At 57.5% G+C, this 18341-nt stretch carries 18 protein-coding genes; 2 read left to right on the top strand and 16 right to left on the bottom strand.

The features are described 5' to 3' along the window. Positions 1-11: 11 nt before the first annotated feature. Positions 12-935 carry an alpha/beta hydrolase gene (locus ACR0DK_RS01435; protein WP_223116820.1) on the top strand — a complete coding sequence of 308 codons (924 nt, stop codon included), beginning with the start codon at positions 12-14 and terminating at the stop codon, positions 933-935. Positions 936-941: 6 nt separating this feature from the next. Here ACR0DK_RS01435 and ACR0DK_RS01430 read toward each other — a convergent pair whose 3' ends face one another. The 14 genes from ACR0DK_RS01430 to ACR0DK_RS01365 form a co-directional block, all read right to left on the bottom strand. Further along, positions 942-1778, bottom strand: a complete 837-nt coding sequence (locus ACR0DK_RS01430; RefSeq protein WP_223116819.1) for an alkaline phosphatase family protein — start codon at positions 1776-1778, stop codon at positions 942-944. 162 nt (positions 1779-1940) lie between these two features. Continuing rightward, entirely contained in the window at positions 1941-3578 is a 1638-nt protein-coding gene (locus ACR0DK_RS01425) for an ABC transporter ATP-binding protein (RefSeq protein WP_480734601.1), read from the bottom strand. Continuing rightward, on the bottom strand, positions 3575-4390 hold the full coding sequence (locus ACR0DK_RS01420; protein ID WP_170402849.1) for an ABC transporter permease: 816 nt from the start codon (positions 4388-4390) through the stop codon (positions 3575-3577). The genes ACR0DK_RS01425 and ACR0DK_RS01420 overlap by 4 nt, the downstream gene beginning before the upstream one ends. Beyond that, positions 4390-5346, bottom strand: a complete 957-nt coding sequence (locus ACR0DK_RS01415) for an ABC transporter permease (protein WP_170392259.1) — start codon at positions 5344-5346, stop codon at positions 4390-4392. Before ACR0DK_RS01415 ends, ACR0DK_RS01420 begins: the two co-directional genes overlap by 1 nt. 15 nt (positions 5347-5361) lie before the next feature. Then, positions 5362-6948 carry an ABC transporter substrate-binding protein gene (locus ACR0DK_RS01410; RefSeq protein ID WP_170392257.1) on the bottom strand — a complete coding sequence of 529 codons (1587 nt, stop codon included), beginning with the start codon at positions 6946-6948 and terminating at the stop codon, positions 5362-5364. A 334-nt stretch (positions 6949-7282) separates the two neighbouring features. Then, positions 7283-8386 carry a glycerate kinase type-2 family protein gene (locus ACR0DK_RS01405; RefSeq protein WP_480734600.1) on the bottom strand — a complete coding sequence of 368 codons (1104 nt, stop codon included), beginning with the start codon at positions 8384-8386 and terminating at the stop codon, positions 7283-7285. Next, positions 8386-8823: a D-aminoacyl-tRNA deacylase gene (gene dtd / locus ACR0DK_RS01400; protein WP_170594645.1), complete on the bottom strand. Its 438-nt coding sequence runs from the start codon at positions 8821-8823 to the stop codon at positions 8386-8388. The genes ACR0DK_RS01405 and dtd overlap by 1 nt, the downstream gene beginning before the upstream one ends. Positions 8824-8845: 22 nt before the next feature. Beyond that, positions 8846-9514, bottom strand: a complete 669-nt coding sequence (locus ACR0DK_RS01395) for a nitroreductase (RefSeq protein ID WP_480734599.1) — start codon at positions 9512-9514, stop codon at positions 8846-8848. A gap of 63 nt (positions 9515-9577) precedes the next feature. Next, complete coding sequence (locus ACR0DK_RS01390; RefSeq protein ID WP_480734598.1) at positions 9578-10669, bottom strand: TFIIB-type zinc finger domain-containing protein; 1092 nt, start codon at positions 10667-10669, stop codon at positions 9578-9580. A gap of 35 nt (positions 10670-10704) precedes the next feature. Further along, the gene (locus ACR0DK_RS01385; protein WP_480586753.1) at positions 10705-11853 is read right to left on the bottom strand and encodes an SPFH domain-containing protein; all 1149 of its coding nucleotides are present in this window, start codon (positions 11851-11853) and stop codon (positions 10705-10707) included. A gap of 22 nt (positions 11854-11875) precedes the next feature. Beyond that, positions 11876-12847, bottom strand: a complete 972-nt coding sequence (locus ACR0DK_RS01380) for a DUF2927 domain-containing protein (RefSeq protein ID WP_170609448.1) — start codon at positions 12845-12847, stop codon at positions 11876-11878. Further along, on the bottom strand, positions 12847-14037 hold the full coding sequence (locus ACR0DK_RS01375) for a toxic anion resistance protein (protein WP_170392243.1): 1191 nt from the start codon (positions 14035-14037) through the stop codon (positions 12847-12849). Before ACR0DK_RS01375 ends, ACR0DK_RS01380 begins: the two co-directional genes overlap by 1 nt. Positions 14038-14066: 29 nt before the next feature. After that, positions 14067-14981 (bottom strand): 5-bromo-4-chloroindolyl phosphate hydrolysis family protein, encoded by a 915-nt coding sequence (locus ACR0DK_RS01370; protein ID WP_170392241.1) that lies wholly within the window; start codon positions 14979-14981, stop codon positions 14067-14069. A 175-nt stretch (positions 14982-15156) separates the two neighbouring features. Further along, on the bottom strand, positions 15157-16053 hold the full coding sequence (locus tag ACR0DK_RS01365) for a pseudouridine synthase (RefSeq protein ID WP_480734597.1): 897 nt from the start codon (positions 16051-16053) through the stop codon (positions 15157-15159). On the opposite strand from ACR0DK_RS01365, the gene ACR0DK_RS01360 reads away from it, so the two are divergent. Beyond that, positions 16034-16486, top strand: a complete 453-nt coding sequence (locus ACR0DK_RS01360) for a nucleoside deaminase (protein WP_170392237.1) — start codon at positions 16034-16036, stop codon at positions 16484-16486. The two genes, ACR0DK_RS01365 and ACR0DK_RS01360, sit on opposite strands and share 20 nt — an antisense overlap. On the opposite strand, the gene ACR0DK_RS01355 is transcribed toward ACR0DK_RS01360, so the two are convergent. After that, positions 16483-17649, bottom strand: coding sequence for a M24 family metallopeptidase (locus ACR0DK_RS01355; RefSeq protein WP_480734596.1), 1167 nt, complete (start codon positions 17647-17649; stop codon positions 16483-16485). The two genes, ACR0DK_RS01360 and ACR0DK_RS01355, sit on opposite strands and share 4 nt — an antisense overlap. Continuing rightward, positions 17649-18341, bottom strand: a complete 693-nt coding sequence (locus ACR0DK_RS01350; protein ID WP_170392232.1) for a metal-dependent hydrolase — start codon at positions 18339-18341, stop codon at positions 17649-17651. The genes ACR0DK_RS01355 and ACR0DK_RS01350 overlap by 1 nt, the downstream gene beginning before the upstream one ends.

Below are 18341 nucleotides of genomic sequence, written 5' to 3'. Positions count from 1 at the left end.
TCGGAGGAACAATGGACTATGAACGTCTGATCGACGAGGAGACCTGGGGTTTCATCCGGCGCACGGCCGAGAGCTATCCGGATGATACAGTAGAGATGTCCATTGCTGACCAACGCCGGGTCTATGACGCGATGTGTCAGGACTTCCGCCAGCCGCGCCCACCTGGCATCGAGGTGCGCGACAGGTCCGCCGATGGCGTACCTGTTCGCATCTATAGTGCCGGTGACCCCACCCGGACCGTCATCTATATACATGGTGGTGGGTTCGTCGTCGGGGGCTTGGATAGCCACGATGATGTCTGTGCGGAACTCTGCGCCCAGACGGGCTATCGGATCGTTTCGGTCGACTATCGGTTGTGCCCTGAGCATGTGCACCCGGCGCAGTTTCAGGATAGCTGGACCGCCACGAACTGGGTGGTTCAGGAATACGGAGAGCCGATCGTGCTGGCCGGTGACAGCGCGGGTGGCAATCTGGCAGCAGCCGTTTCGCACCATGGTCGGGGGCGGTTGGAAAATGTGCTGGGGCAGGTCCTCATATATCCCGGCTTAGGCGGAGATATGTCGCAGGGGTCGTATATCGAACATGCCAATGCCCCGCTGCTGACATTGGACGATATCCGGTTTTATGAGACTGTTCGGTATCAAGGGACCACGCCCCAGAACGATCCTACCTATGCACCGTTGTATGACGTCGATTTCTCGGGGCTACCGCCGACGGTGGTGGTGACCGCCGATTGCGATCCGCTGCGCGATGACGGGCAAGCTTACTGTGACCGGATCACAGCCGCAGGTGGGCAAGCACATTGCATCAACGAGGCCGGTTTGGTCCACGGATACCTGCGCGCCCGAACATCGGTCAGGCGCGCCGCTGACAGCTTTGAGCGGATTTCCGTGGCGATTGAGGCTTTGGGGCAGGGGATTTGGTCCTACGACTGAACCGCGTCAGGTCAGGAACGGCTTGGCTTTCATCGTATCCGCCACCGGTGCGCCCATGCGCTGAAGTATGGTTGGTGCAAGCTGTAGCTGGTCTATCACGGTATCGGGATCAGGGCCTTTGGCCTCTCCAAAGTAGTAAAGCGCTGTTTCCTGCTGCAACGGGCTGCGACCACCGTGATGGCCGCGTTCGTCCTGACCATGATCAGCCGTCACGATGACGTCATAACCCAACTGCTGCCAACGCGGAATGAATGGGGCCAGCATTTCGTCCATGACGAAACAGGCATGGTCCATCTCGGCGCAATCGTGGAAGAAACGATGCCCCATGCTGTCCAGTGTGCAAGTGTGCAGGATGCCATAATCCAGTCCGAAGCGCAGACACAGGTTGGTGAGCGAGGCAAACAGATCGACATCGCTTGGCGTCATCTGGTTGGCGTTGCCATATCCCGTCATTGAATGAAAGCGACCATGGTTGATTGTCAGGTTGTCGGGCTCGTCATATTCAACATCGCGGACGTAGTCGAACGGGTGGCGATTGAAGAATTGAGACCAATAGCTGTGGGTGACCGCGCCGGTTACACCTCCTGCCTCACGCACCTGACTGAACACATCCTTATGGCTTAGTCGGAAGACGTTGCCGTTGCCTGTACAGCCATGCTCTTGCGGTGTGACGCCGGTATGGATCGACGCATAGCAACTGGCAGAGGTCGAAGGCAGTACAGAGCGGAGTTTCCAAACCCGGGCAGCACCGCTGTCGACCCATCCTTCAAGATTGCCAAACAGTCGACGAAAGTTGCGCCAGGGGACGCCGTCGAGGATGATCAAAAGCAGTTTGCGGTCCATGTTCCGGCCCTTGTTTCTGAGTATTCGTTCCGGCGAACCTATGAGATTCGTCCGGCTATGGCTGCGCATTTGCGCCCCAAATAGCAAAATCCCGACGTCTGCTTGTGTTCACAGCGCCGGGAATTTGAATGGTCTTCGGTGTTTCTATGAGAAGGGCGCGGATCAGTTCCCCGCGCTCTCCATTTTGCGGTGAGCGACAACCTCTTCCAGCCAGCCAAGATGCATCTCAGGCACCGAGCTAAGCAGCAAGTCTGTATAGTCGTCGAATGGAGGGCTTAGCACCTGGCTCTTGGGACCGTAGCGAACCACCCGACCCTGGTACATCACCGCGATACTATCGCTGATCGCACGGACTGTCGCCAGATCGTGGGTGATGAACAGGTATGCCACATCCTCGATCTTTTGCAGATCCAGCAGAAGCTTGAGGATACCGTCCGCGACCAGCGGGTCGAGCGCCGAGGTGACCTCATCACAGATGATCATCTTTGGCTTGGCCGCCAGCGATCGCGCGATACAGACACGCTGTTTTTGACCACCCGACAGTTCCGCCGGATAACGATCGATGAACTTCTCGCCCAGTTCGATCTCATCCAGCAGCTCAACGATCCGCTTGCGTTTCTCGGCGCCGCGCATGTTGAAGTAGAACTCGAGTGGGCGTCCGATAATCGTACCGACGGTCTGACGCGGGTTCATTGCCACGTCGGCCATCTGGTAGATCATTTGCAGCTCGCGCAGGTCTTCACGCGTGCGGCCTTTCAGATCAGAGCTGAGCTTGCGGCCCGCAAAGGTAATCACACCATCGCGGGGCGGAAGAAGCCCGGTGATGACCCGTGCCAGCGTAGACTTGCCCGACCCGGATTCACCCACAACCGCCAGTGTCTGCCCCGGATGAAGCTCGACGTTGACATTATGCAGCACGTCGAAGTTCAAGCCTTTGTAGCGCGCGGTGATACCATCGACGCTCAGCACGGGTTCAGGAGTTGGTTTTTTCTCTTCGTGTTCGATTGAGCGGACCGAAACCAGCGCCTGTGTGTACTCTTCTTGCGGGCGGTTGATGATCTGATCGGTATTTCCGTATTCGACCGTATCGCCCATACGCAGCACCATGATGTCATCACTGACCTGGGCCACAACTGCCAGATCATGGGTGATATACAAGGCGGCAACGCCCGAGTCGCGAATGGCGTCTTTGATGGCCATCAGCACATCGATTTGGGTAGTCACGTCCAGTGCCGTGGTAGGTTCGTCAAAAACCACCAGATCAGGCTCGGGGCAAAGCGCCAGCGCCGTCATGCAGCGCTGCAGCTGTCCGCCCGAAACCTGGTGCGGGTAACGATCACCGATATTGTCAGGGTCGGGCAGACCCAGCTTGGCAAAAAGCTCACGCGCGCGGGCTTCAGCTTCTTTGCGCGAAAACTTCTTCTGCTCAACTGCGGCCTCGACCACTTGATCCATGATCTTCTTTGCGGGGTTGAACGATGCGGCGGCGGATTGGGAAACATATGTTACCTCACCACCGCGCAGTTTGCGGATATCCCCATGAGATGTCTTGAGGATATCACGCCCGTTTACCCAAACCTCGCCCCCGGTGATTTTTACACCGCCACGGCCATATGCCATCGAGGCCAGACCGATGGTAGATTTGCCAGCCCCGGATTCGCCGATCAGACCCAGCACCTTGCCAGGAGCGAGGTCAAAGCTGACCCCGTGCACGATCTCGATGTCATGGGGCTTTTCACCCGGCGGATAGACGGTCGCGCCGATTTTGAGGTCGCGGACCTTGAGAAGGATATCACTCATCCCCGGCCTCCTTTCAACGATGTGGTACGATTCAGGACCCAGTCAGCCACCAGGTTGACCGAGATGGCCAGCGTCGCAATGGCCACAGCGGGATAAAGCGCTGCGCCGATGCCATAGACGATGCCATCCTTGTTTTCCTTCACGATACCGCCCCAGTCAGCCAGCGGTGGCTGGACGCCCAGTCCCAGGAACGACAGGGTCGAGATGAACAGAACCATGAAGATGAACCGTAGCCCGAATTCGGCCACAAGTGGCGACAGCGCATTGGGCAGGATTTCCCTGAAGATGATCCAGGCGCGCCCTTCGCCGCGCAGCTTGGCGGCTTCAACATAGTCCATCACGTTGATGTCCACCGCTACGGATCGCGATAGACGATACGGGCGAGTGGCATCCAATAAGCCCATAACAAGGATCAGGATCGGGACGGTCACCGGAACGATGGCCAGAATGACCAGTGCCAGGATCAGAGTCGGGATTGACATGATCAGATCCACCGTACGGCTGAGCGCCTGATCAGCCCATCCGCCCAGTACAGCAGCCAGCAAGCCCAACGACGTACCGGTCAGAAAGCTGAGCAGCGTCGCCGCTGCCGCGATGAAGATTGTCGTGCGCCCGCCATAGATCATGCGGGTCAGCAGATCGCGACCGATATTGTCAGTGCCTAGCAGATGTTCGGGGCTGCTCGGCTCCCAGACGTCGCCGACGACTTCTGCCATTCCATAGGGTGCAATCAACGGGGCGGCGATCGCCACAAAGAAATAGGCGAAGGTGAAGATAAGGCCAATCAGAGCCGAAAGAGGAATGTTCTTTATCATTTCGGATGCCTCAGTCTTGGGTTGGCAAGGATCGACACGATATCTGCAACCATGTTCAGACCGATATAAACGGCCGCAAACACCACGCCGCAGGCCAGAACAACCGGCACATCACGTTTGGTCACGGCATCCACAAGGTATTGCCCCATACCTGGATAGACGAACACAACCTCGACCACGACAACACCCACGACCAGATAGGCCAGGTTCAGCATGACGACGTTCACGATCGGTGAAATCGCGTTGGGAAAGGCATGGCGGGCAATAACCTGAAATGTGCTGAGGCCTTTCAATTCAGCGGTTTCGATATAGGCCGATTGCATGAGGTTCAGAATGGCCGCGCGCGTCATGCGCATCATCTGTGCCAGCACGACCAGCGTCAGAACAAAGGCAGGTAGCGCGATTGCATTCAACTTTTGTCCAAACGACATAGAATCATTGATCATCGCAAGCGACGAGAACCATCCCAATTTCACTGAGATATAGTAGATCACCACATAACCGATCAGAAATTCGGGGATCGAAACCGTCGTCAGGGTGATGGCTGAAATCAGTTTGTCGGGCCAGCGATTGCGGAACCGCACGGCAAGCAGCCCCAGAAAGATTGCAAGCGGTACGGAAACTATTGCTGCCACGCAAGCCAGGAACAGAGTGTTCCCAAGGCGTTTTCCAATACTCTCGGAGATATCAAGTTTGTTGGTCAGAGATTGACCCAGGTCACCCTGAAGTATGCCGCCCAACCACTCGAAATAGCGTGTAAGGGCAGGGCGGTTCAGGCCCATTTCTTCGCGTAGGTTTGCCAAGGCCTCTGGAGTTGCGGACTGCCCCAGGACGGCTTGCGCGGCGTCTCCAGGTAGGGCTTCGGTTAGGCCGAAAATCAGGGCCGAAGCGCCGAGCAGCAAAAGGAGTCCCAGCGCCAGGCGCTGGGAAACCAATTTGATGATGGGATGCATTATCCGTAGCCCGTTTTAGACGAACCACATTTTGCGGGATATGTTGCCGTTCATCATCTCTTGCGTCGGGTCAGATTCCCATCCATCCAGCTGGTTGCTGACGCCTTCGACAAAGTCGTTGAACATCGGGCAGATCAGGCCGCCTTCGTTGCGGACCATTTGACCCATCTGGCTGTAGATGGCTTTGCGTTTCTCAGGGTCGAGTTCCGCCTTTGCCGCGAACAATAAGTCGTCAAACGCCTGAACCTTAAACCTCGTGTCATTCCAGTCTGCGGTCGACAGATATGCAGTCGAGTACATCTGGTCCTGAACCGGACGGCCGCCCCAGTAAGACGCACAGAAGGGTTGAACGTTCCAAACCTCGGACCAGTAGCCATCATTGGGCTCACGCTTGATTTCAAGCGGAATTCCAGCCTGTGCAGCAGTCTGCTGGAACAGAGCAGCAGCATCTACAGCACCTGGGAACGCACCATCGGCAACGCGCAAAATAATCGGAGAGCCATCATGTCCAGATTTCTTATAGTGCTCTGCAGCCTTTTCAACGCTGAATTCGCGCTGTTCGATGGTTTCATCAAACAATGGATAGGCTGAATTGATCGGCATATCATTCCCGATCGAGCCATAGCCGCGCAGAACTTTGTCAACCAATTCCGCGCGGTTGATGGCGTACTTCAGTGCGGTGCGCAGTTCATTGTTATCAAACGGAGCCGTGTCGCAATGCATGATGAAGACATAGTGACCGCGACCAGCGGTTGAATGCACCGTCAGGTTAGGCGCACGGCCCAACAGGTCGGCAACTTTGGGTTCAACGCGGTTGACGGCGTGGACCTGTCCGGACTGCAGTGCAGCGGTCCGTGCCGTCGCATCGTTGATCACAACAACTTCTACGCTGTCAAAATTGCCGAAATCGCTGTTCCAGTGGTTTTCGTTCTTGGTGAACAAGTGGCGGACGCCGGGTTCGTCCACTTCTAGTTTGTACGGGCCGGTGCCGATACCTGCCGCCGGATTATCCATGCCGCCATCGGGCTGAATGATGAGGTGATAGTCGGCCATCAGATACGGCAGGTCGGCGTTCGGCTCGGTCAGTGTGACCTGGAAATTATCTCCATCGGCCTTCATCGACTCGATGCCTTTCATGATGCCCAAGGCACCTGATTTGGAATCTTCGTTCGAGTGGCGCTGCATAGTTTTCAGCACGTCTTCGCTGGTCATGGTCTTGCCGTTGTGGAACTCGACCCCTTGACGCAGCTTGAACGTCCAAACTTTGGCGTCTGCACTTCCTTCGACGCTTTCAGCAAGGCGCGGTTCGATGGTTCCGTCGGGCGCCACTTCGACCAGTTGGTCGCCGAACTGCTTGCCGTTCTGGAACGGGACTGAGCTTGCGTAGGTTGCCGGATCAAGTGAGTTGGTTGATTCACCACCCTGCAAACCGAATTTCAGATCGCCGCCCTTTTTTGGACCAGCGGCACGTGCGGCATCGGCAAACATAGTGCTTGCCATTGCGGCCGAGACACCCAGTGCCGCTGCTTTACCCATGAATTCACGGCGGGTCAGCTTTCCAGCTGTGACCTGCTTTGACATGTGAGTGAGTTGTTCGTTCATCCAGATTTCTCCCAGTTGATAGGATGTTCAGCCCGTTGGTGGGCTTTTTATTGACGCATGAGTCAACTTAGGTGCAATTCAGGGCAGCGGGCAAGTGCAAATCTCTTGAAATAATGGGGAGGTTCCGCCTTTGATCGCGCCAGATGATCTTGTTATGAGCCTTTGGAAATCCAAAACCCCTTATTCCTAACTACTTACTCTGACCTGAACAAATTATCCGATAGTTGCCTGGTCAGTTTTGCATGAACTTTCGTTCCACAGATCAAACGCCATTCCGGCCTTTAAGTGATTCTATCTGGTGGGTTTTTCGGATGGGCGGAGTCAGGGTCTAGGATCAGTTTTTTATTGCAACAATCAGATCCATTACGTTTGTTCCTGTGGGTCCCGTGACCAACAGTGCCCCCGCCTTGTCGAGGAAACTGCCGCTATCTGCATTGTCCAGATACGCTTGCGCCTTATCAGACCAAGTGTCACCGGTAATGATGGCGCCTGCTGCATCTGTTGGCCCGTCGGTGCCATCTGTTCCTCCGACGATGACGGTCAAATCAGATTGCCCTGCGATTTCGCGCGCAAGTGCCAGAGCAAGGGCCTGATTACGCCCACCGCGCCCTGGCGCATCAGGTAGGACCACGGTTGGTTCGCCGCCAAATACCATGGCGCCCTTGGGCATATTTCGCAGCCGATCTCCTAATTTAGCTGCAACCGAGAGATAGTCATCGTGCATCGCTTCTTCGTTGTCGAGGACCTTGATGCCTGAGTTCTCAGCCGCAAATGCTGCGGCGTCGCGCGCGTGTGCATTTGATGCGATTATAGCGGTGTGGGCAGAAAACTCCGGTTCGTCGTGCAATGACCCGATACCGGAGCCAATAACACCCAGATCATCGCCCGGGACGTCCGAGATCGCCAGAACGGTCACGCTTTTCCCCGAGAATGCCGACAACAAACCGCCGCCCTTGATCCGGGACAGCTTGCGCCGTTCCGTGTTCATTGCGCCGATGTCGAGGCCTTCACTCAGCAGTCTTTGGTTGAGGGCCTCAAGATCATCCAATGTCGCACCGGGCACGAGGTCCTCGGCAAGCGAAGAAGCCCCTCCCGAAACTAGCAGAAGCAGCTTGCTGTTGGGTTTCATCGCCTCAACCGTTTCGCGCAATGCCTGCCCACCCTTCAGACTGCGGGCATCGGGAACCGGGTGTGCAGCTTCAATCACCACAATGTGCTTAGGCAGGTCGTGGCCATGGCCATCCTTGGTAACCACCAGAGTGGGCACTGGGCCAAATCGTTCGACGGCGGCACGGGCCATGGCCCCTGCGGCTTTTCCAACGGCCAATATCTGATCTGGGGCTTCGATCGCCTGAGTGGCCTCCAGCGTTGCGCGATATCCATCAACCGCCGCCACACCTGCGCGCCAAATGTCCTGTGCCTTTTGCGAACTCTGCATCAGCTTTCCATCCAAATCGTGACTGGTCCGTCATTGACCAACTCTACCGCCATGTCAGCTCCGAACGCACCTGTCTCAACCGGAATGCCCCGCGATGAAAGGTTGTGTACAAACGCCTCGTAGAGGTGTTCGCCCTCAGCCGCCGGGGCGGCCCCGGAAAACCCAGGCCTGTTTCCACGCGATGTGTCAGCTGCCAAGGTGAACTGGCTGACCACCAGGGCCGAGCCCTCAATGTCCAATATCGACCGGTTCATCTTTCCCGCGTCGTCCTTGAAGATACGGAGCTTTGCGATCTTTTCAGCCAATTGATCAGCTTGTTTCTCTCCATCCCCCTGCATCGCACAAACCAGAATCATCAATCCGGGGCCCGATCGCCCGATGACTGTTCCATCGACTTTGACCGAGGCACTGGAAATTCTTTGAAGTAAGGCGCGCATCTGCAGGTCCTGTGTTTTATTGCTATTCGTGCCAATCGATCACTTCATCCAGCGCGGCACGTTCCGTTCTGAACGCGTTCGCCGGGTGATCCATATCCGCATATCCGAACGAAATCGCGCACAGAATCAAGCGATCTTCTGATATCCCGAAATAACGGTGAAGAAATGCGCCATGGGCCGCTACCGCTGCCTGCGGGATACAAGCCACACCCAGGGCCTGCGCCGTCAGTGAAAATGCGGTCACGAAGCCACCACAATCCATCGCGCCGTAAGGGCCCAGTTCAGCCGGGCTGGACAGTATGGCGCAATGTGGGGCGCCGAACAGAGCATAGTTTTTCATCATCTGTTGCGCCGAAGCCCTGCGATCACCTTTTTCGATACCAACCGCTTTGTAGAGGGCCCAGCCACAGGCGCGACGGCGCTCTTGATAAACACCGGAATAGCCGGTTGGAAAGGGTAGGTCCGGAGCAGGCGCAACGTGCGAGGCTTCGTGTTGCAACGCGTCTCGAAACTGGTCTGTCTCGGCCCCGCTGGTGATCACGATCTGCCAGGGTTGCGCGTTGCACCAGCTTGGAACACGCGCAGCGCTGGCGACGATCTGTTCAATCTGTTCGCGCGGCACCAGGTCCGTGCGAAAGGCACGGCAAGAAAAACGATCGGCCAAGAGCGCGTTCAGAGCGTCAAGGTGCAATTCAACATCTCCTTTCAGGCATGCCGAGGAGTAGGTTCCATGAGCGTGCTCTGCTTATCAGCGTTATTGCTGTCCAGTTGCCACCAGATACCCGACGCCGGCCGCAACGAGAAGGCCCAGAACCACGGCGATCGTAATCTTGATTGCGGACCAGGGACGCTCACCCTGAACGCGGCCGGTCCGGCCATTGACCACAAAACGATAGGTCTGGCCGCGGTATTTGTAGGCCGCCATCCAAACCGGCAAAAGGATGTGTTTGAATGTGACATCTCGCACTTCGGTGTCGACAGCGTGAATGCGCTGACGATCGCCTCCGATATCGAAGCGCACGTCACGCTCGATCACCCGTGCCATATGTGCGCGGGCCTCTTGATAACCTTCTCGCAGTTCGACCGTGTATGCCTCGGCGCGGAAACCGGCCAGATATTCCGGCTGATACGGTTCAAGCGCAGGCAAGTCCCATGGTTCCAGCGCGTCCGTATAGGATTTGGGCAGCGATTGAGACGCCAAAACCAGAACATCGTCAAAGAACCGTGCGACCCGTCCGGATTTTGGAGTCCAGCGTACTTTGGGAACCTGTTGCTGCACACGCTTTCCATCGCGCATCACAGTGCGAGTTTCGTAATACACCACACCGCGTTCCCCACGATAACTCGACTTGGTATCAGCGTCGAAGGTCCAATACGGGACATAAATGCCCTGCATCTTGCGTCCCTTTCGGGCGTATTCCTTCAACCCGTTGGGTGCAAACCACAGTCGGCCCAGCCAATCCCCCATTGCCTTGTGGGCCGAGCGTTCATCCAGTGCAAAGGGCAACACTCCTCGAGGTTTGATATGGCGGCTAACGCCTGTATCGGTCACTACCGGAGTGGCACAGAACGGGCACTCCGCAGCATGGGTGTTCGGATCAAACTCAACCTGAGCCGCGCAGTTCGGACAGGTCAGAACACGGGTTTCTTCAATCTCGCTGTCAGGCAAGCGATCCGCGATGGCGGCGTCGAAATCCAGCTCTCGCAGACTCGCACCACCCCATGGGCCAGCACCGATCGATCTGGTGTTGCCACAATGATCGCAAGTCAGCGTTCCGTCACCGGGATTGAACCGATAATCCGCCCCGCATTGGTCGCAGGGGAAACGGTGTTCGTCTTTCGCCATGACAGAACCTCGAAATCAGGTTACCAAATGTCAGATCACGCGCCCGGAGGCGGCGGAGGCAGGATCGTGAACAGCTGTGCCAGTTCCTGCACGTCGCCTGCCTTCTTCCAACCGTCCTGACCGGCAGTCCAGACGTGGGTATCACGCGTGATTTCACCATCGGTTGCCATACGACCCATCTTGGCCTTGGAGAACGGCCCGCTGGTCTGGCCATCCACCGCGATATGCCACACGTGCTCGACGGGTGGCGGGGGTGGCGGTGCCGAAGGCGCTGAGGCTTGCGGGGCAGCGGGGGCGGAACCGCCCCAAGGGCCGCTCGGCTGACCCGCTGCCATATTCGACATCTGCTGCGCCATCGCCATGCCCATTCCCATGCCAAGACCCGCTCCCATGCCGCCACCCTGGCCAGGGTTGTTGGCTGCCGCAGTCATCGCTTCGGCTGCGGAATACTGCGTGAACTTGCCCAGATCGCCCGCCAACCCCATCGATGTGCGTTTGTCCAGCGCGGCCTCGACCGCTGGTGGCAGCGAGATGTTCTCGATGTAGAACTCGGGCATGCTCAAACCATACCCGTCCAGCACCGGTGACACCTCGGCGGCAATCAGTTTGCCCAGATCGGCAGTGTTCGCCGCCATATCGAGAACTGGAATGCCCGAGCCTGCGATGACGCGGCTGAATTCCTGCACGATGATGTTTCTGATCTGAAAGCTGATCTCGTCCATGGTGAATTCACCATCGGTGCCTACGATCTCTACTAGGAATTTCGCCGGGTCCTTGACCCGCACTGTATAGGTGCCGAAGGCCCGGATGCGTGTTGGTCCAAACTCGGGATCGCGCAGCATGATCGGGTTCTTGGTGCCCCATTTCAGGTCATTGAACCGGGTCGTGTTAACGAAGTAAATTTCAGACTTGAACGGAGACTGAAAGCCGTGATCCCAATGCTGCAGCGTCGTCATGATCGGCATGTTGTTTGTCTCAAGCATGTAGAGACCTGGGGTGAAGACATCCGCCAACTGCCCCTCATGCACAAAGACCGCCGCTTGACCTTCGCGCACGGTCAGCTTGGCGCCGTATTTGATCTCGTGTCCTTCACGCTCGAACCGCCAGACCATGGTGTCGCGGGTATCGTCGACCCAGTGGATGACATCTATGAATTCACCGGTCAGAAAATCAAAAATTCCCATTGGATTTCTCCTGTCTTCGGGGTCAGAGCGACTGCCCCATCAATTCGCGTGCAATGATACGGACCACTGGCCGCGCTTCGTCAGCTGTCATGCCTGGCTTGAGGCGCGGGTCGTATAGAATGGTTAGTAGTTTTTCATCATGGCTTGTGAGCAGGGCGAACTCGTCGTCATCGTTGAAGATTGATGGCCGGGCAGACGGGCTGTCATTCGGCAGCCCCAATCCCTGAGCGATCTCTTCGTGGACGCAACTCAGGCGCACCAGATCGGGATGTTCCGCCCGGATCAGGGCAACAGCCCGGGTATATGTCTGTGGCGCGCTGTTCGACGCCGAAGCGAATACAAAGCAATAGAAAGAGCGTGGCAGTTTGTCGAAGAGGTCAAGTTGTGCCTGCCCTATGCCCGGGATCAGTTGTCGCAGCCGGGCTTGCACATAAGCGGTATCATCTTCACCCGCCACGAAGACGTGGAAATTTGCATTCCGGGTGGTGGTTGAGACCGGGTGTCCAGTGAGCCGCGACAAGCGGTTGGCGTAGGCGTCAATTCGGGCGGCCTCTTGCTGGCGGACTTCAGGTGCAACCGATGGACCAAACTCGGGCTTTATGCGAACCGGCGACGACCAGCGACTAAGCTGTCGGCTGGTGCGACTGCTGCCGCTGGCAACGGCTTGCCCCGGATATTCATTATAAAACGCTATGGTCTCAAAGTTCCGAGCCAGATCATCGGCATCATAGGGCGTATCAGGGCCACCGCCATCGGTTCTCAGCAACCCGCGCGTCAGCAGGTTATTTTGTACGCTTTCATAGTATCGCGCGAGATCAAGGCTCGCTGGTGAGGGCGCTTGATATGCATTGCTCAGGCCTTGCGGCTGGGCAGGTTGAGGTTCAGGAGCGATCGTCGTCGTCAATGCCTCATCGCAGCCAGCAAATGCCAGCAGCGACAAGCCCAATACTGCAATCTTAGCGCGATGAAATGGCCGCACGCCCGCTGTTTCCATTATCCGGGAACAGCCGTTCCGGCATTGTCGCCGATCCCGTCCTGTCGCGCCTTGGCCGAGGCGAGCGTATCGCGCAATTCGGCCTCCATCTTCTTCAGTTCTTCCTCGGCTGCGGCGCGTTTGGCCTTGCCTTCGTCTGCAATGGCGAGGCTTTCGTTGATGGTGCCGATCAGGTCTGCATTGGCTTGTTTGACGGCTTCGATATCGAAGACGCCACGCTCCATCTCTTCGCGGATCATTTTGTTGGATTCGCGCAAGTTGGCGGCGTTCGAGGTCAGTAATTCATTGGTCAGATCATTGGCATCACGTACGGCAGCGGCGGCCTCGGCACTGCGCTGTATGGTGACAGCTTGTGCCAGCTGGGTTTCCCAGAGCGGTACTGTGTTGACGAGGGTCGAGTTGATCTTGGTCACCAGCGACTTGTCATTTTCCTGCACCAGACGGATGGAGGGCAGCGATTGCATCGTCACCTGACGGGTAAGCTTCAGGTCGTGGACCCGGCGTTCCAGATCATCGCGCGCAGCACGCAAGTCGCGCAATTCCTGCGCCTTCATCACCTGTTGGTCTTCGGGCGCGGCCTGAACTTCGGCCTCTTTTTCAGGAATGTCGTGGCTGTCCAGTTCGGTCAGCTTCTCCTCTCCCGCTGCGATGTAAAGTGCGAGTTCGTCGTAGAACTCCAGCGTTTTTTCGTACAGCAGATCCAAAGACTTGATATCTTTCAGCAGTGTATGCTCATGCCCCAGAAGATCATCAGTGATCCGGTCGATCTGGCTTTGAACGTCTTCATACTGCGCTGTGAACTTGGCAAAGGGTGCAGCGCGGCCCAGCAGTTTTTCCCACCAACTACGTTCGCGACGCACATCCAGTTCGCTGACTGAAAACCCCCGGATCGTTGTTACGATGTTGCGAAGGCTGTCGCCCGCCGGGCCCACATCCTTATTGCGTACATCGGCCAGCATGGCCTGACTGATCTCCTGCAGTTCCGCCTGTGCGGATGATCCGAACGAGACGATCGAGTTTGTGTCGCCCATATCGATCTCACCCATCCGCTTGCGGATTTCAGCGCCAACCGGTTCGTCGGCCTCTTCCAGCGGGACAATCTCGGCCTGCGGCTCGGGGAGGGCGACCGCGGTGACTTCCTGCACCAGCGTTTCAGCCTCGACTGCCTTGTTCTTGATCTCATCGGACATGGGGTAATCCTCGCTTACATAAAAGCCGGTCAGTCCAACCGGACGCCTTCGCGCTGCAGCCGGTCGCGCAGCACATCAATTTCAACCGTCAGATCACTGCGGTCATCCAATAGCATCTTTCGCGTCCGCGCCGCGAAATTCTGTTCCAAATCGTCCAGCAGAGCCGAATAATCCGCCAGCGCCTGCGCATCGCGGGTACGGGCATAGACGTCCGAAAACTTCACCGTCGCATCGCGTGCGCCTTGCAAATAAACCGTCAGGTATTTCCGGGCACCGGCCAGATCGCGCGGGTCTTCCTCGACCGTGCGAAACAGGTCGCGGGCTGTATCCTGAAAGCGCTCGACCCGCGCTTCGATCCGGCGGTCACCTGCGCGTTTTATTGCATCTGTCATTTGGGTCAGATGGGTTTCGGCGTCCTCGACCACGCGTGCGACACGGTCCTGCTGGAAGGTGTCGACACCCTCCATTCCTTTGTCCTTCATTGGGTCGAGGCCGAAGGAAACCGAATGTAGAACCGTTGCAGCGGCGCCAAACAGGATGGGGGCCAGCAGGCTTACCTGTGATGCTGTTTCGGCGTCCAGAAATTCGGTCCGGTATGAGGCTAGCGCCGCCCCCAAACCGGTCAGAACGCTGGAAAACATCTTGCGGGGAAACGCAGGTCTGCGTGCGGTGCGGCGGGCGTTGTAAGCGGATTCGGCCCTTAAACCTTCGCGCAGCAGAAACGCGGCAGCGGTCAGTAGCCCTGCCGCAACCAGGCCGATGGTCATTCCGATCGCGCCATCGTTCAGAGACAGAAACACCAGTGGTATCGCCGGGACAAACAGGATGTTCGCGCGTGCACCTGCCGGTTCGACACGGGCACCATCGAATTGGCCACGCGATGGCTGATCCTGCGAGGAAACATCGCCTTCTGGGCTGAATTTGCCGCCGTACCGTTTGGCCATTTCGCTACAGGCCCCCCAACAGACCGGTGCAGACGCCGAACAACAGCACCAACAGGGCCGCATAGGCCAATTTTTGTACTCCGGTCCCGGACATAGCGCCCCCCAACTGTGACCATCAGGGAAAATTTAGGCGATACGAGGGCTTGGCGCTAGGGGGAAGGTTGAATAACCCGTGTCACTTGCGAGGTTTCTTGCCGATTGCTGGTCTTTTGCGCTGCGGTCGAGCAGGGCGTTTGGCCGGGGGTATTCCGCTATCCTCAGCATCCAGCCCCAGTTGGTCGCGCATGACACGGCGGCGGATTTCTTCAACCTCGCCGGGTTTCAGGTTGCCCAGTTGGAATGGGCCGTAAGAAACCCGCAAAAGCCTGTTCACCACATAACCGATATCTTCGATAGCGCGGCGGATTTCGCGATTCTTGCCTTCGCGCAGGCCGATGGTCAGCCAAGCGTTCGCGCCCTGTTGACGGTCCAGTGTCACGGTCATGGGCTGAAACCGTTCACCATCGATTACCAGGCCTTTGCGCAGCGGTTCGAAATCCTCGTCTTTGGGGCGTCCATTTACCCGCACCCGGTATTTGCGCAGCCATCCAGTTGAGGGCAGTTCCAGCTTGCGCTTGATGCCGCCATCATTAGTCAGCAGTAGCAATCCTTCCGAGTTCAGATCGAGTCGCCCGACGCTCATGACCCGGGGCATATCCTCGGGCAGGTCGTCAAAAATCGTCTTGCGGCCTTTTTCGTCACGCGCCGTCGTCACCAGTCCTGGTGGCTTGTGATAGAGCCACAGGCGCGAGGGCTCGGGTTCGGAGACCGGTTTGCCATCGACGGTAATCCTGTCCTTGGCGGTTACGTTCAGCGCAGGGCTGTTGATCGCCTTGCCATTCACGGTCACACGTCCGGCTTCGATCATGCGTTCAGCTTCGCGGCGCGAGGCGACACCGGCGCGGGCCAGCACTTTGGCGATCCGGTCGCCGGGAGGAGGGGTATTGGTCATCCTCCGGCCATAACCCATCCCGGCGGCTTGCGAAAGACGGGTTTCTGAGGCAGTCAGAGGCATGAAGTTCAGATCCCACATGAAACAGGCGCTGGAACAGGCACAGGCGGCAGCAGACCGAGGTGAAGTGCCGGTCGGCGCGGTGATCGTCGCGCCCGACGGGCAGGTGGTGGCCGCAGATGGGAACCGCACCCGCGAGTTGAATGACCCCACTGCCCATGCTGAGATTCTGGCTCTGCGCGCCGCATGTGCCGCGGCCGGGTCCGAGCGTTTACCCGATCATGACCTTTACGTAACCCTTGAGCCTTGTGCCATGTGCGCCGCAGCGCTGGCCGCAGCCCGCATCCGGCGCATCTACTACGGCGCTTCCGATCCGAAATCTGGCGGTGTCGCACATGGCGCGCGGGTGTTTTCGCACCCACAGGCCCACCATCGACCCGAAGTCTATGACGGCATTGCCGCCGAAGAGGCTGCCGCGCTGCTGAAACGCTTCTTCGCGACGCAGCGCGGTTAAGTTTTTACGACCATCTCACGTGGGATATCAGCCAGAGGCTTGCCCCCATCTGACGTCACCACAAAGCTTTCGGTAATCGCCAGTCCCCAGTCTGGGGTCCAGAGGCCGGGCATTAGGTGAAAGGTCATATTCTCTTGCAATTCCGTCGTGTCACCGGGTCGCAGGCTCATGGTGCGCTCGCCCCAGTCGGGCGGATAGCTGAGCCCGATGGGATAGCCGGTGCGGTTGGCTTTGACATACCCCGCGCGGGCGAAACTGTCATAGACACAAGCCGCGACCTCTTCGCAGGTGATGCCAGGGCGTGCGGCGGTCATTGTGTCGTCGATAGCGATTAGAACGGCGGCTTCGGCCCGGCGGATATCATCCGGGGGATCACCCAGAAAAAGGCTGCGACTGGCGGGGCAGTGATAGCGTCGATAGCAGCCTGAGATTTCGAAATAGGTCGCCTCATCCCGCGCCAGAGGTCGGTCGTTCCAAGTAATGTGCGAGGCAGAAGCCTCACGACCGGAGGGTGCAATCGGCACGATAGCAGGGTAATCTCCGGCTAGGCCGGGCAGTCCGGCGATGCCTGCCGCCTGCACTTCGGCGACAAGTTGGTTTTTGGGCAATCCTTCGCGATATGCGTCACGCAGAACACCGTGCATATGTGCGGTCAGCTGACCCGCCTTGCGCATCATTGCGATCTCGGCATCGCTTTTTACGGCGCGCTTCCAATTCACAAGCCCTGTGGCATCAATCAATGTACCGAAGGCGCGTTCGAGGATGCGGTGACTGGCGGCTGAGTAATAATAGTTATCCATCTCCACGCCGATACCAGAGGTCCAGCCGCGATCCCGCAACGCAAGGACGAGCGCGTCGACCGGATGGTGGTCCGGGTGTTGCACATGCTCTTCGGGCCAGTCCAGCAGGTCCATCTGGTCCAGCCAGGTGGTCTGCGCAGCCCCCGCCTTGTCCTGCGTTCTGCCCCACCAAAGGGGCGATCCGCTGGCGGGCAGGATGACCATCTGCGGTACGTAAAAGCTCCAACCGTCATAACCGGTGAGCCACGCCATGTTCGATGGGTCCGTGATCAACAAGGTCTCGATACCCTGTTGATCCATCGCAGAACGGGTCTTGTGAATGCGGTCAGCGTATTCCTGCGCGCTGAAATCCGACGCGGGCATCAGAGAGAAATCGCCTGCATGACCTCGGGCTCGATTACATCGACACCGGGTAACCCGTCAGCCAATTCCTGAGCCGATTGCGCGAGAATCGGAAAGGTCTTGTAATGGCACGGGATCACTGTCTTGAAATTGAAATACCGCTTGGCAGCATAGGCAGTGCCCTTCATGTCCATGGTAAAGTGGCCGCCTGCCGAAAGGATGCCGATATCGGGTTTGTAATAATCACCCATCCACTCCATGTCGGCCATAATGTCGGTATCGCCAGAGAAATAGAGCATACGGTCCTCGGACGCGATCATATAGCCGACCTCGGTTCCACCCGTGCGAAGACCATCAGGCGTCGAGAAGGTCGAGCTGTGCGACGCAGGCACCATCGTTAATTTGACACCGTTTAGGTCAACAGTGCCACCCTTGTTGAATCCGACCGTTTCAATACCTTCAGCCTCGGCCCAGTAGCCCATCAGGTCGTATTGCCCGACCACGGGCACGTTTAGATGTTTGGCCAGCGGCAGCACATCGACGACATGATCGAAATGAGTATGAGTCAGCAGGATATGCGTCGCGCCCGCAACGGCTGCGTCATGCTGATCTTCGGGCAAAGACGGGTTGCCCGTCAGCCAGGGATCGATCAATAGAACTTGTCCTGCTGTTTCGATGCGAAAGCTGCCATGTCCCAGCCAAATGATATCCAT

This window comes from Ruegeria sp. CE6 (assembly GCF_056537485.1).
This window is presented reverse-complemented; position numbering and strand designations above follow the sequence as displayed.

What these genes read in the sequence shown, in the direction of transcription:
- ACR0DK_RS01385 (WP_480586753.1), bottom strand. Translation starts at nt 11,853, where the DNA reads ATGGGAATTTTTGATTTTCTGACCGGTGAATTCATAGATGTCATCCAC.
- ACR0DK_RS01355 (WP_480734596.1), bottom strand. Translation starts at nt 17,649, where the DNA reads ATGCCCGCGTCGGATTTCAGCGCGCAGGAATACGCTGACCGCATTCAC.
- ACR0DK_RS01425 (WP_480734601.1), bottom strand. Translation starts at nt 3,578, where the DNA reads ATGAGTGATATCCTTCTCAAGGTCCGCGACCTCAAAATCGGCGCGACC.
- ACR0DK_RS01375 (WP_170392243.1), bottom strand. Translation starts at nt 14,037, where the DNA reads ATGTCCGATGAGATCAAGAACAAGGCAGTCGAGGCTGAAACGCTGGTG.
- ACR0DK_RS01350 (WP_170392232.1), bottom strand. Translation starts at nt 18,341, where the DNA reads ATGGATATCATTTGGCTGGGACATGGCAGCTTTCGCATCGAAACAGCA.
- ACR0DK_RS01380 (WP_170609448.1), bottom strand. Translation starts at nt 12,847, where the DNA reads ATGGAAACAGCGGGCGTGCGGCCATTTCATCGCGCTAAGATTGCAGTA.
- ACR0DK_RS01365 (WP_480734597.1), bottom strand. Translation starts at nt 16,053, where the DNA reads ATGTGGGATCTGAACTTCATGCCTCTGACTGCCTCAGAAACCCGTCTT.
- ACR0DK_RS01410 (WP_170392257.1), bottom strand. Translation starts at nt 6,948, where the DNA reads ATGAACGAACAACTCACTCACATGTCAAAGCAGGTCACAGCTGGAAAG.
- dtd (WP_170594645.1), bottom strand. Translation starts at nt 8,823, where the DNA reads ATGCGCGCCTTACTTCAAAGAATTTCCAGTGCCTCGGTCAAAGTCGAT.
- ACR0DK_RS01390 (WP_480734598.1), bottom strand. Translation starts at nt 10,669, where the DNA reads ATGGCGAAAGACGAACACCGTTTCCCCTGCGACCAATGCGGGGCGGAT.
- ACR0DK_RS01430 (WP_223116819.1), bottom strand. Translation starts at nt 1,778, where the DNA reads ATGGACCGCAAACTGCTTTTGATCATCCTCGACGGCGTCCCCTGGCGC.
- ACR0DK_RS01415 (WP_170392259.1), bottom strand. Translation starts at nt 5,346, where the DNA reads ATGCATCCCATCATCAAATTGGTTTCCCAGCGCCTGGCGCTGGGACTC.
- ACR0DK_RS01405 (WP_480734600.1), bottom strand. Translation starts at nt 8,386, where the DNA reads ATGCAGAGTTCGCAAAAGGCACAGGACATTTGGCGCGCAGGTGTGGCG.
- ACR0DK_RS01435 (WP_223116820.1), top strand. Translation starts at nt 12, where the DNA reads ATGGACTATGAACGTCTGATCGACGAGGAGACCTGGGGTTTCATCCGG.
- ACR0DK_RS01360 (WP_170392237.1), top strand. Translation starts at nt 16,034, where the DNA reads ATGAAGTTCAGATCCCACATGAAACAGGCGCTGGAACAGGCACAGGCG.
- ACR0DK_RS01370 (WP_170392241.1), bottom strand. Translation starts at nt 14,981, where the DNA reads ATGGCCAAACGGTACGGCGGCAAATTCAGCCCAGAAGGCGATGTTTCC.